Origin of the sequence: Pyxidicoccus caerfyrddinensis (genome assembly GCF_010894405.1) — a bacterium.
Classification (GTDB): Bacteria; Myxococcota; Myxococcia; order Myxococcales; family Myxococcaceae; genus Myxococcus; species Myxococcus caerfyrddinensis.
Genome location: NZ_JAAIYA010000017.1, coordinates 79,796 through 92,980 on the forward strand (window position 1 = coordinate 79,796; position 13,185 = coordinate 92,980).

At 72.2% G+C, this 13,185-nt stretch carries 9 protein-coding genes; all 9 read right to left on the reverse strand.

What is annotated here, in order from left to right:
- Window positions 1–18: 18 nt before the first annotated feature.
- On the reverse strand, window positions 19–1,128 hold the full coding sequence (locus tag G4D86_RS33790; protein ID WP_240360616.1) for an NAD(P)/FAD-dependent oxidoreductase: 1,110 nt from the start codon (window positions 1,126–1,128) through the stop codon (window positions 19–21).
- Entirely contained in the window at window positions 1,125–1,526 is a 402-nt protein-coding gene (locus tag G4D86_RS33795; protein ID WP_163998233.1) for a hypothetical protein, read from the reverse strand. The genes G4D86_RS33790 and G4D86_RS33795 overlap by 4 nt, the downstream gene beginning before the upstream one ends.
- 3 nt (window positions 1,527–1,529) lie before the next feature.
- On the reverse strand, window positions 1,530–1,937 hold the full coding sequence (locus G4D86_RS33800; protein ID WP_163998234.1) for a hypothetical protein: 408 nt from the start codon (window positions 1,935–1,937) through the stop codon (window positions 1,530–1,532).
- A gap of 195 nt (window positions 1,938–2,132) precedes the next feature.
- Window positions 2,133–2,591, reverse strand: a complete 459-nt coding sequence (locus G4D86_RS33805) for a hypothetical protein (RefSeq protein ID WP_163998235.1) — start codon at window positions 2,589–2,591, stop codon at window positions 2,133–2,135.
- A 131-nt stretch (window positions 2,592–2,722) separates the two neighbouring features.
- Complete coding sequence (locus G4D86_RS33810; protein ID WP_163998236.1) at window positions 2,723–5,020, reverse strand: lantibiotic dehydratase; 2,298 nt, start codon at window positions 5,018–5,020, stop codon at window positions 2,723–2,725.
- On the reverse strand, window positions 5,017–6,690 hold the full coding sequence (locus G4D86_RS33815; RefSeq protein WP_163998237.1) for a hypothetical protein: 1,674 nt from the start codon (window positions 6,688–6,690) through the stop codon (window positions 5,017–5,019). The genes G4D86_RS33810 and G4D86_RS33815 overlap by 4 nt, the downstream gene beginning before the upstream one ends.
- Entirely contained in the window at window positions 6,687–9,017 is a 2,331-nt protein-coding gene (locus tag G4D86_RS33820; protein ID WP_163998238.1) for a lantibiotic dehydratase, read from the reverse strand. The genes G4D86_RS33815 and G4D86_RS33820 overlap by 4 nt, the downstream gene beginning before the upstream one ends.
- A 76-nt stretch (window positions 9,018–9,093) precedes the next feature.
- Window positions 9,094–12,324 carry a serine/threonine-protein kinase gene (locus G4D86_RS33825; RefSeq protein ID WP_205519949.1) on the reverse strand — a complete coding sequence of 1,077 codons (3,231 nt, stop codon included), beginning with the start codon at window positions 12,322–12,324 and terminating at the stop codon, window positions 9,094–9,096.
- A gap of 11 nt (window positions 12,325–12,335) precedes the next feature.
- Window positions 12,336–13,184, reverse strand: coding sequence for a hypothetical protein (locus G4D86_RS33830; RefSeq protein WP_163998240.1), 849 nt, complete (start codon window positions 13,182–13,184; stop codon window positions 12,336–12,338).
- Window position 13,185 lies beyond the last annotated feature (1 nt).

The window sequence follows — 13,185 nt, forward strand, 5'->3', positions numbered from 1 at the left end:
TGCTCGAGGCCCCCGGAGTCAGGGCTTCGCGGCGGTGGCGCGAGCCGGGTCGAACGAAGCCACGGCGTCACAGCGGCCGTGCTCCATCAGCTCCGCGATGGAGGCCCCGGTGAACGCGCCGGTGAGGATGCCCTGCCCTCCCAGTCCGGTGGCGACGTAGGTGTGGCGCAGGCCCGGGTAGCGGCCGATGTACGGGCGGCCGTCCGGCGTCACCGCGCGCAGCCCCGCCCAGGCGCGGACGAAGCGCGCGTCCCTCAGGCGCGGCGCCAGCTTCGCCACCGTGGCGCTCAGGTGCAGCAGGCCCGCGGGCGTCACCTGCTCCACGAAGCCCGCGTCCTCCTCCGTGGCACCGACGACGATTTCCCCCGCGCGCCAGGGCGCCAGGTACGAGGGACCGGAGACCACCCGCGAGAGCTGGAGCCCCGGCTGGTGCACCACCAGCATCTGCCCGCGCACCGGCTTCAGCGAAAGGGCGGGCAGTCCCTGCACGCCCGTGGACCATGGCCCCGCGCTGACGAGGAGCTGGTCCGCGCGCAGCGTCTCGCCCTCCAGGTGGACCTCGACGCCGTCGGACGTCTCTGTGATTGAGCGGGCGGCGGTGCCCGTCCGCACGCGCACGCCCTCGCGAAGCGCGGCGTCCCGGAGCGCGTTGACGTAGCCGTCCGTGTCCACCATGTGGCCGTGCGTGCTCTCGAAGGCGCCGAAGAGGGGCGTGCCTTCCAGCGCGGGCTCCAGCTCCACGAGCTTCGCCGCGTCCACCCAGAGGCCCGGCCCCTCCGCGTCCTTCGCGGCCTTCTCCGCGAGCGAGTCCCGCGCCTTCGCGTCCGGCATGACGCGCAGGATGCCCTGCCCGCGCCGCAGCTGGTCTCCCCCGGGAAGTGACTCGAGGTCCCCGGCCAGGGTGGCCCGGCCCGCGCGAGCGAAGGCGAGCAGGTCCAGGTCGTCGAACAGCCGCACGGAAGGAATGGCGACACCTGCGGCGGCACGCGAGCCCCGGCCTCCGGGGTCCACGGCGTCCAGCACGGTGACGGAGGCTCCACGCGCGACGAGCCGGCGCGCGGCCGAAAGGCCCACGACGCCGGCTCCGAGAATCACGAGGTCGGCGCGAGGCCGCACAGCGCTCTTCAAGTCCCGGTTCCCTTGGCCGCGTTGAGCGGCAGGGCCACCAGGTGGAAGTTACTACCGATGTGCGCGAAGCCGAAGCGCTCGGCGCGCTTCACCACCGCGTCCAGCTGCGTGTAGCCGAGGAGGATCTTGAAGCCGAGCCGCTCCGCCTCCGCGCAGATGGCGGCGACGATGGCGTCGACGTACGTGGAGCGCTCCTCGCGAGACATCCCCGGCGCGGCGACGAGGTTCTCGATGAGCGCCACCGAGCTGTCCGTACGATACAGAAACCCCGCCGCACGGCCCGGGATGATGTACCCGGTCTGCGGCAGGGCGTCGTGTGTCATCGACTCGTTCCAGAGCTGCAACCAGCCCTTGATCTGCTCGAAGTGCAGCTCCGGAACGTAGGGGATGGGGGTCATCGATTACTGGGTCAGGAACTGGGACATGCGCTGGGCGGCCAGCTCGGCGGTGTTGCCCATGCCCTGGGCCGTGAAGGCCTTCGTGGCGCTGCTCTTGAGGAAGTCGCCGACGATGTCGGTGACCTTGCTCTTGCCGGTCGCCAGGTTCAGCGCGCCGCTCAGCAGGCTGTTGCCGCCCATGCCGTCCATGAGCGCCTTCCCGCCAAACTTGCCGAGCACGTTGCCCATCACGCCGCCCATGCCGCCAGGGATGAGGTCGGTGGCCGCGCCGATCAGCGACTGCAGGGGGTTCTTGCCCTGCATCAGGCCGCTGGCGAAGCCCATCGCCGCGCCCAGGAGCGGGTTGACCATCGACACGAACGGCTTGACGACGTCCATCACCTTGCCGAGAGCCTTGCCAATTCCACCCATGGTCGAGTCCTTTTGGTAGTGGCCGCCGTGCGGCCATCAAGTGTTCCTGTTGAAATGATTGTCGGGGACTCGGACTGATTGTTTCCGTGTTACCCGAAAAAACTGTCTGCCTGGGTGGAACCCCTGAAAATCCAGGGGGTTGGCATTCAACTGGGCGTGAAATTCCGAGGAAATTACCCGGCCCCGAAGGGTGGCTCAGTTCTTCGGGGTGGACGGCTTCTTCGGATCAGCCTGGAGGGACGTGGGCGACGCGCCCTTGCGGGCCTCGGGAGCACCCTTCTGGGCGGCGTCGGAGGCGAGCGCCGTCTTGTAGCGGGCGTCCGCGTCCTTGTCGTTGAAGCCGTCCAGCTGCTGCGCGCGGCTGATCATCACCTCGCCGTTGATGATCTTCTCCAGGTGCGTCTGGAGCTCCTCGACGGTGGGGACGCTGGGGTCCTGGGCCTTCAGCTCCTCGTCCGGGGTGATGACGAGCTGGGGCGGCTTCTCGGGGTTCTGGGCGTAGTCGAGGATCTTCTCCACGTACTCGGCCAGGTCGACCTTCAGCATGCGGGCCTGCTCGATCACGTCCTTGTCAACGAGCAGCTCCGCGCGAAGCTCCGCCACTGGCTTCTTCAGCTTCTTCGGTGGGGGGACGACCTGGTTCTCTCCAGACATGGGCTCTCTCCAGAAAAAGGGCCCGTCATCCCAGCAGGGGCGGAAAGCCCCGCCAGGCCCGGGCATGGGGGCATTCTGGCCGCTGATACACCCCGGATGTCAAAGGGCGTACGACGCGTTTTGCCGCTTCGTCACCCCTGCCCGCCGGTCCACCGGGTGAACTGCATCCGCAGCTCACACGTGTAGCGGCCGCGAGCGTCCTTCAGCCAGAGCTGCTCCGGCGCGGGGTACATCTCCTCCACGGACAGCCGCTCCGCCTCGCGGGCGAGGTGGGAGAGCAAATCCAGCGCGAAGGGGCTCGCGGTGTCGATGAGGTACGGCTTGCGCTCCTTCGAGCTGCGCATGAAGACGAAGCGGGGCCACCCGCCCGCGCGCCGCTCGCGCTGCACGGCGAGGAACATCTCGAAGCCCGTGGGCTTCGCCAGGCGCTCCGCGGACAGGTCCCACCGCTCGCGCTGATACACCGCGCCGCCCACGCTCAGCCGAGGCAGGTGGCTGCCCTTCGTGCGCAGCGGCGCGTGCAACACCTGGGTGTGCGCGAGCGCCGCGAAGGGCGGGTACGAGGAGAAGTCATCCAGCGGCAGGTACAGGCTCAACCGCTCACCCTTCCCGTCCACCAGCACCGGCCCCTGGGGCGTGGGGAGCACCTTCACGTCGGACGGCGTCAGCGCGCCGTCCTCCACGTCCAGCACGTCCGACACCGAGTACACCAGTCGCCGGCCCGGGAAGACATAGAAGCCCTTGTTGCGGCGGCGGATGGAGAGCCCCACCAGCCCGCGCGCGGCCGGGTCCGCGTCCAGCCAGCGCGAGGCCACCGACGCATACCGCTCGCGCTCCGGCTGGAAGGCGCTCAGCCAGCTCCACAGCAGCAGGTGGTGGTGGACGCGCGCGAGCATGACTTCGAAGCCACCGCCGTCCGGCTTCGCCGCGAGACACACGTCCGGCAGCGCGTAGCGTCCGCCCGGCGTGGAGGTGCCGAGGAAGTCCGTGGGCAGCGCGCGCGTGCGGGCGCCGTCCTCCTCCAGCAACACCGGCGGCACCGGGGAGAAGCGGCTTCCCGACACGTTGTCCGGGCGCAGCCGCACCGCGTACTCGAGGAGGTCCACCGGCGTCTCGTCCGGGCCGAGCGCGTCGCGCACCTGCTCCTTGAAGCCGCGCTGCACCTTCTCGCCGTACGCGGCCGACAGCTCCAGCGCGCCCGTGAGCGCCGCCTCCAGTTCCTGGGTGAAGCGCGCGCCGAAGCGCAGGCGGAACGGGGAGCTGGCCTCCTCGTAGATGATGAGCCGGTCCGCGTACACCTGGCCCTCGCCGCGCCTGGCGGGCCGGGTGGTGGCCTCGGTGAAGGCGGCCTCCAGGCGCGGGAGCAGCTCTCGGCGGCGGGTGAGGTCCACCGTCTCGAAGTCGGCGCGCATGCGCGCGAGCGTGTCCAGCCGCTCCAGCCAACGGGCGCGGGCGTCGGACTCGGGCAGTGCGGCCACGGAGTCGCGCAGGCTCTCGAAGGTGCCGAAGTCGTTCGGCCGGAAGGGCAGGCCCCACAGGAGCAGCGCGGCCTTCACCAGCGGCAGGGCCTGCCGCTCCACGTCTTCCGTCGCGACGCCGAGCACCCGGGCCGCCGCCACCGGCGTGGAGTGCTCGCGCAGCACGGACAGGAGCTGCTCCGCCTGGAGGGACAGGGGCACGTCCAGCTTCAGCGGAGCGCACGCGGCCCGGCCGGGCGTCACGGTGAAGAGCGGGTTGAGGCGCAGCGGCAGATGCGGGCGCAGCGTGCGCTCGCGCCCCACGGCGCGCGCCAGCTCCGTCACCGCCCAGAAGGAGAAGAACGTGCGACGGCGCGTGTTGCCGCTGGGCACCGTGCGCACGTCGTAGCCGTCGTCGGCGGTGCGCTCACCGTAGGAGATGGGGCCGAAGAAGCTCGTCGTCTCGTTCTTGGCGCAGAAGCGCTGGAGGTACGTGTAGACCTGCCGCTCCACCCGGCGCGCGTCGGAGGTGTCCGACCGCTCTCCGCCCTTCAGGTAGCGCGCCCAGACGTTGTCGAACATGGCCGGGCTGGAGAGGAACACCGCCTCCTGGATGGCTGGGTCCGCGGCCCGCTCGCGCAATTGCCGGCGCAGGTTCGTGCGCTCCTCGGCGTAGCGGGCCTGGAGCGACTGGCGGCTCGCGAGGTAGCGGGTCAGCGCGTCCCGGAGCGCGGGGCCGTGGCGGGGCTTGAGCGCGGGCTCGCGCCCTTGGGCGAGTGACTCCTGGAGCGCGCGCACGTCGGCGTCACCGCCGTCGGCCCGTACCGCCGCGAGCAGTGCGTCCTCGTCCGCGAGGAGCTGGGAGGTCTGTTCCAGCAGCTCCGCCGACAGCCCGAGCGACTCCAGCCAGTCGAATGGGAAGCCCGCGTGCCGCAGCACGAAGACCTCGCCCAGCGTCCAGGTCTCGCTCATTCGTACACCCTCGTCAGGACTGTCTTTCCCACCAACGTGTCCACCAGCTTCCGCCGTTGTGTCTCGGGGACTGCGCCCAGTGCGTCTGCCGCGGGCACCGGATGGTCCAGGCCCGCGAGCTTCGGCGCGAGGCGCGCATCCATCGCGAGCACCGTGCCCGTGCGCAGGTTCGCCGCGTACCACGTGGGCTTCGGCGCACCGTCGAGGGACGCCGGCAACTGGACCAGCGCGCAGTCGTCGTCGAGGCGGATGGACGCGCGCTCGGAAGCGTCTTCCCTCACGGGAGGCGGAGCCGTGGGCCCTCGGAGACAGGCGGCCGCGACACGCCCTGGATTCAGCGGGGCTCGCTGCATCAGTCGCGTGCTCAGCGCCGCGAGCACCTCGGGGAGCCGTGACGTCGGAATCGTGTTCGGAGCCTCGAAGGGCTGGCTCCGGGCGAGGTCCCGGTCCGGCGGAGGACGCCGCGGTTCCATGGAGTGACGTTCGAACGGGCGGTCGATGCCCCGATGTTCCAGGGCCCAATGGAAGGGGCGCGCCCCGGCCACGTGGTCGAAGAGCGGCTCCGCATCGAGCGCGGTCAGCGTCTCCTCCAGCACCGACTCATCCACTCCCGGCGCCCCCACCCACCACTCCGCGACGAGCCGCACGCCCGCATCTCTCAGCCGCCGTGCGCCGCGCGCCACGTCCCGCACGTTCAACTGCGTGCCGTTCGGGTCCACCACGAAGCCTTCGTGCACGGCGCAGAACCCCACCACCGCCACGCGGCAGCCACTCTCGATGAGGGCCTCCGCGTGCAGGAGCGAGGCAAGCAGCACATGACCACCCCAGGGAGCGCCGCCGGTGAAGACCTTCAATTCCTCCGGCGTGCAGGCCCCGAGCACCTGCTTCGTCGTCAGTGTCCCCAGGTCCGTGGGCTCAGCGGGTGCGTCGTCGAAAAGCAGCGCGTCGCCTTCGTTGAGCGGCTGCACGGGCGTGCGCACCAGCAGGTCGAGCGACTCGGGAATCCAGACGAGCGACTCCGGTCCCGGCTCACCGGTCAGCGGAGCCACGCGCCAGCGCAGGGGCGCGGCGTCCTCGACGAACTCCGCCCGATGAAACATGGGCATCCGCGCCAGCACCTTCCGGTGCGCCACCGCGAAGGGCCCCGCGACTTCGAGCGGCACTTCGGGCGGACACGCTCGCGCGAGCCACGCCGCCGCCGGGAGTTGCTGGTCCCGCTCCAGCCAGAGGCGCACGCGCTCCGCCTGCGTGAAGCGCTCGGCGGCCCGGGCCAGGTCCTCCGCGTAGGGCGCGGGCTGTCCCACGGCGCGCAGCACGTCCGTGCTCCGCTCGGTGGTGCCCTCTTCCAGCTCCACGTCATCGAGCCGCAGACGCACACCGCTCGGAGGCCCCGAGAGCGCAGTGAGCACCGCGCCCAGGGCCCGGAGGCGGGTGTGGCCCTGGCGGTCCTCGCGACCCGACAGCACCTGGCCCGCGCGCAGCAGGAGCAGCTCCCTCATGGACTGCGGCGTCGCGGGTGCCGTCACACGCGTCTCGACGGCGGCTGTCATTGCCGCATCGGAGATGACACGGCGGCAGAAGTCCCGGGCCACGTCCAGGACGTGCCAGCCCTCGGGAGCTTCCGGAGCGAGCGTCACGTCCCGGTGCGGTGGCAGCACCAGCAGCTTCAAGCGCCCTCCTCCACGTCGGACGGCGGCGGCGCGCCCCACAGCAGCGTGCAGCGCAGCTCCACGGTGTGGCGGCCTCCGGGGCCTCGCAGCCAGAGCTGGTCCGGCGCGGGACGCATCTCCGACAGGATGACCTCTTCCTTCTGCTCCAGCAGGTTGAGGAAGACGCGCAGCAGCGGCGGGCTGCGCACGTCCACCAGCACGGGCTTCCGCTCGTCCTTGAACTTCGCGAAGACGCAGTCGGGCATCCCACGCGCTTCCCATACGCCCACCGCCGCCCGCAGTCGCGCGCGGTCGTCCCTGCCCGCGAGCAGGGCCTCCCGCTCCTCCGCGCCCAGCCGCCACTGCTCGCGCTGCACCACCACCCCGCCCAGCGTCAGCCGCGGCGTATGCGCCCCCAGCGACACCCGCAGCGGGCGGATGCGCGGCAGGGCGAAGGCGGTGTGCACCAGGCTCTCCAGCTCGCCGTTGTAGAGGCACACCTCGGAGCCCAGCCGCTTCGACACCAGCCGCGCGCTCTTCCCGTCGCTCTCCACGAACAGGTCATCCAGCGGCATCCGCCACGCCGAGGCCCGCGCGCTCACCCCGCCCAGCTCCACCACCGGGCCCGGGAACTCCGAGGGCAACAGCCCCGTGCGTCGCGACGCCAGCACCGTCAGCAGCGGCATCGGCCGGCGCAGTGCGCCCAGCGCCCGCACCATGCCGCTCTCCACCTTCCCCCGCGCCTCGTGGAACTGGAGCGCCCAGCCCCACACCAGCGCGGTGTCGTGGATGTCGCCCATCACCAGCTCGTACTCGCCCCGGCCCCACGCCTCCACGTCCCGCGCGCCGACCAGCAGGTCCACCGAGGTCACCAGCGGCAGTGCCCGCGCATCCTCCGGCATCGACGGCGCCGCCACGCCTCCCAGCTCCACGTGCTGCACGGACGCGTCGGTGATGGCTCCCGCGAGCAGGTCCGCCACCGACGTGTCCGAAGGCACGGGCCGGTCCGAGTACGCCGCCACGACCTTCCAGAAGGGCACCGTGCGCGCGCCCACCAGCCCCGCCACCGCGGCACGTGCCGCCTCGCGCGTGAGCCGGGCCGCCTCACCCATCCACGCAAGCGCGGGCTCCAGCCGCGTCGCCAGCTCGCGAGCACGCTCGCCGCCGACCTCCACGCGCAGGTCCCCGCCGCACTCCTCCCGGAGCGGCAGCCGGTCCTGGTAGAAGTTGTGCGACTCGGACGCGGGGCCTCGCTCGGACGGCGGCACCACGCCCCAGGTCGCCCGGGCGCGCTCCGCGAAGGACTCCTGCAGGGCCATCTTCGCCGCCGCGTCCGCCGCGCCGTAGCGGCCCATCAGCTCCACGAGCTCGCTCAGCGCTTCGACGTGGCGCCGGGCCGCGGGACAGGGCAGGCCCGCCACGCGCTCGGCCAGGTCGTCCACCGGGTGGTGCACGGCGGCGGGGACCTCCAGTTGGTGCGTGAGCAGTCCCTTGTCACAGCCGAGCCGCGCCGCCTCGCGCGCCAGCCCCGGCGCCACGCCCAGCGACGAGGCCAGCCCCGCCAGCGTGCGCGTCCCGTCCGCCACCTCCACCAGCCGGGGAAGCAATTCCTCCGCGCTCTCCGGCGTGGGCGCCGTCTTGCGCGCGGGCACCTCCGCGAAGGCCTTGCGGCGCAGCACCAGCCACGCGGCGACCTCCGGGTCGAAGGCGATGGCCCGTACCAACCCCTGCACCAGCCACGAGGCCGCGAAGGTGTTGCGGCCCACCAGCACCTCCGGCCCTGACCAGCGCAGCGTCACCCCCGTGGGGGCCGCCGCATCCGCCCGGCCGTAGTTGATGGGGCCGAAGAAGCCCATCGTCTCGTTCTTCGCGCACAGCCGTTGCAGGTAGCTGGCCACCTGCCGCCGCAGCCGCGCACCGTCGCGGCCCTTCAGCAGGTCCCCCGCCACGGGCGGACTGGAGCTGGCCACCGCCTCCAGGAAGCGCGGCTCGCGGCGCAGCGCGACCATGGCCGCTTCCACATTCGCGCTCTCGCGCTCCAGCGCCGCGGTGAAGGCGTCCTCCGCCTCCTGTGCCGCGCGGGCGCGCGCGTTCCACGCGGTGAAGACCTCCGGAGACTCCAACCCTTCCGTGTCCACGGGCCGCCCGGCCTTCAGTGCCGCCAGCACCGCGCGCGGTGGGCGCTTCACGCGGGGGCCTTCGGCACGCAGGGCGTCCAGCGCGCGTTGCTCCGCCGCCAGGCGCCGGGCTCCCGCGGCGGACTCCGGGCACCCCAGACGCTCCAGCCAGTCGAAGGGGAAGCCTGTGGTGCGCACCACGAGGTGTGGGAAGAGGCTCCAGCCCTTCATGCGTTACGCACCCTTCGTCTTGGAGCATGGGGCGCGTGCGGCGCCCGGAGGTGTGACGCGCCGCTGCCTGGTGCTGCTATCGCGCCTTCACTTCGATTTCCTGCCCCGGCACGGCCATCACCCACAGCTTGCTCACGCCGCCCGGGCAGCTCACCAGCACCTCCAGCTCGCGGCCCGCTTCAATCGGAGACTTCACCAGCGGCGTCACGCCCTGAAGCATCGACCCGCCCACCTGGACCTGGCAGCCCTGCGAGACGCCCGTCACGCTCAGCAGGCCCTTCGTGCCGGGCTGCTGCTGGGCGTCCGCCAGCGTGCGCACGTCGATGCCCTCGCGCTGCAGCGTCGTCCCGAAGCGGCGCAGCTTCCCGCCCACCGCCGTGGAGACGAGCAGCGGGCCCTGCGGCGCGAGCGGAGCCGAGTCCTGCTCCAGGCGAAGGCCGCCCACGTAGACGTGCTCGCCTTCTTCCACGTTGATGAACTCGGAGCCCGAGCTCCGCATCATCACCAACGCCACCGCGGCCACCACCATCAGCCCGCCCACGCCCAGCGCCATCCACTTCCAGGGTGCGCCCTTCGGGGCCTCGGGTTCCGCGGCCTCCGGAGGGGGGCGTGGAGCCGGGGCCGCACCGTGCGGGGCCGGCCGGGCCGGAGCCGCCGGAGCCGCGTGCGCGCCAGCGGGAGGCCGGGCGTGTCCGGCCGGATGCGCGGGCTGCCGCGTCTGGGTTCCACCCGTTGCGTGCGGCGCGGGAGCCACGGACTGCATGGACGCGGAGGGACGCTGCGGGTGCGGCATGGCGGGCTGCGGCTGCGACGGCCGCACCGGCGAGGCGGGACGCGCAGCCATGGCTGCCATGTTCGGCGGCGGCTGACCCTTCGCCAGGGGGACGACCTCGGTGCGCTCCTCCATCTCCAGCTCGGGAAGCTCCGGCAGCGGAGGCTGCGGAGGCGTCACGGGCGGAGGAGGCGGCTGCGCCACGCGCGGCGCGCTCCCAGTGGGACGCGCGGGCGTGGCAACCGGAGGCGGAGTCACGGGCCGGGGGCCACTGCCGCTGCCCGTGGCCCGGGGCGCACTGCCGCTACCGGTGCCCGCCGGGTGCGAGCCGCTCCCGCGGTTCGCGGCGCGTCCGTCCGCCGGGGCGACCATGTCCCCCGTGTTCACGTTGCCGCTGCCACTGCCGGTGCCGGTGGGCATGGGCCGCGGGTGGCTGCCGGTGCCGGGGGTGGTCGACGGCGCGAACTCCGTCAGCCGGTCTCCCAGCGTGTCCTTGAAGAACTGCGCCACCGCCGCCGGCGACGAGTTGAGCCGGTGGTGCGCCATCACCGCCTCGATTTCCTCGCGCATCGCCGCGGCCGACGGCGTGCGCCGCGCCGGGTCCTTCACCAGCGCGCGGAGGATGAGGTCGGAGACGTCCTGCGGGATGTTCGGCTTGAGCTGCGACGGCACCGGCGCGGGCTCGCGGACGATGGCGTTGAGCGTGGCCGCGTCGTGGTCCCTCTTGAACGGGAGCTGGCCCGTGAGGATTTCGAAGAGCACCACGCCCAGCGCGAACACGTCGTTGCGCGCGTCCAGCGAGCGCCCGGACGCGGCCTCCGGGGAGATGTACGAAATCTTCCCCTTCAGCACGCCCGCCTGCGTGTGCTCCTCGCCCGCCACCTTGGCGATGCCGAAGTCGCTCAGCTTGACGGCGCCATCCAGCGAGATGAGCACGTTGTGCGGGCTGACGTCTCGGTGCACCACCGGGTGCGGCGTGCCCGCCGGGTCCACGTACGCATGCGCGTAGTGCAGGCCCGCGGCCACCTCCGCGACGATGCGCAGCGCGTGCTCCATCGGGAGCGCCAGTCCCTTGCGCCGCAGTTCGTTGACCAGCTTCTTGAGGTCCGGCCCGCGCACGTACTCCATCAGGATGTACGCCACGCCGTCGGATACGCCCACGTCGAACGTCTGCACCACGTTCGGGTGCGTCAGCCGCGCGTTGGCGCGGGCCTCCGCGAAGAGCATGTCGACGAACTCGGGGTTCTCCGCGAACTGCGGGAGAATCTTCTTCATCACCACGAACTTCTCGAAGCCCTTCACGCCCACCTGCTTGGCGAGGAAGACTTCGGCCATACCGCCCTGCCCCAGCCGCCGGATGATGTTCAGCTTGGTGCTGCCCAGCGAGTTGGAGATGTCGGTGGAGTTCCCCGTCTTGGCCTGGGGGTCCACGTTCGTGGAGCCGAAGAGGTACTGACTGAGGGCGCGCGGCTCCAGCGCCTCCATGTCCTCCAGCGGCCGGTCCGTGAGCTGCACGCGCGCCAGCAGCCCCTGGAGCTGCGGCATGTGCGGCACCTTGGCGCTGCCGCCGCAGATGGGGCACGCGCTCTCCACGTTGGACTGCTGCGCCCGCAGCTGCGCCAGGTAGTCCGCAGCGAGGATGCGCTGGTGGCTCACCTGCCCGCAGTTGCGGCACTCGCACGGCAGCCACAGCGAGGCGATGCGCGCGGGAGGCTGCCGCTGCGAGCGCGCCAGCACGGCCAGCGCCGGCGGAGGCAGCCGGCACAGCACCACCTGCGCGCCCTGGGCCGCCGTCTCCATCACCTGCTCCAGCTTCGGCAGCGCCTCCGGCTCCACCTTGCTGACGTGGCTGAAGTCGAAGGCGACGCGCCCCTCCAGGCCGGACGCCAGCCGGCGCACGTTGAGGTCGCCCTTCAGCGCGCTCGCCAGGGTGATGTACGTGATGTCGTCCTGGACGATCTTCAGGTGCTGCGCCAGGTCCGGCTGCTCCGAGGGCATGCTCGCCCGCAGGTAGCGCATGACGACCGGGTCCACCGTGCCGAACTGCTGGCGCCGCGCGTAGTCGAAGAACTCGCCGGGCTGGTCCGCGAACTCCAGCGGGCTGGAGCACACCGGGCAGGTGTGCTCGGGCGCGCGCTCTTCCTCGAGCACCTTCGCCTCGTCCTGCAGATTCACGACCCGCAGCCGGTCCTCGTTGCAGGTGCGGCAGGTGTAGGGCGCCAGCACGGAGAGCACCCGCGCGACGCCCGCGAAGCCCTCCACCATGTTGAGCTGGTCCACCATGACGGGCGGCGCGTGGACGACGTACAGCCCCAGCGCTCCGGCAGGCAGCTTGCCGGCAAACTCAATCCACCGGCGCACGCCGAAGGAGCTGATGCGCTCCACCCGTCCCAGGTCGACCACCAACAGCCCGTTGAGCTCCGGGCTGCTGGCCGTCAGCGGAAAGGTTTCGTCGATGACGCCGGAGATCCGGACGTGGGAAATCGTACCCACGCGGAGCCGGCTGATGATGGCGTTGGAACCCTGGCTATCCACCGGCCCTGACCTCATTGCAGACAAAACAGCAGAGACTTCGGCTGGGTGGCGCGGCGTCGCGCCTCTCCCAGGTCCACCACGCACAGGACGCGTGACTCACGTCCCACGGACACACGGACCGCCACCGTGGCGCAGTGCTCCAGGATGCGCCGCAGTCCCAGGCCCGCTCCCCCGCCGGACGCATCCACCCGGACGCGCCCGCCCCATCCCTCCAGGGCCCGGGCGAACGGCCCCGGACGCAGCCCACCGAAGTGGTCCACCACCTCCAGCCACATGCGGCCGTCCTCCACCGCGTGCGACAGCTCGCAGGCATCCTCCGCGGCGACTTCCGTCACCTCGGTGCGCCGGTGCGCGTAGCGCTGTTGGCCCTGCGCATCCACCGGAGCATCCAGCAGCGCGTTGACGGCCAGCTCGTGCACCACGTCCGCCACCAGGCCCGCCGCCACGCGGGAGCCTCGCGCCTGCCCCACCGCCGCCGACGCCGCGTCCGCCACGGTGTTGATGTCAGCCACGCGCTGCATCCGGTGCCGCGTCACCGCCGCACCGTCCGGCAGCAGCGGCCCGCCACGCAGCAGCGCGCCCAGCAGGCGCACGTCCCACGCGGCGGGACGGCCTTCCTCACCGCGCGTGGCCAGCAGCAGCGCGGGCGGCTCGCGGCGCAGCAGCTCCGCATGGGACGGAGCGAGCCGGCCGTCGAAGAGCACCAGCCGGCGTGGGCCGGCGGCGGGCACCGGCCCCCGGTGGAGGGCCACGCCCCCCTGCGCGAGGGCTGGAGCCGCCTGCTCCAGCTGTGCGGCGGAGAGCGACTCGTCGGCGATCAGCAGGAGGCCGCCGGCCTCCAGGTAGGGTGCGGTACTCAAG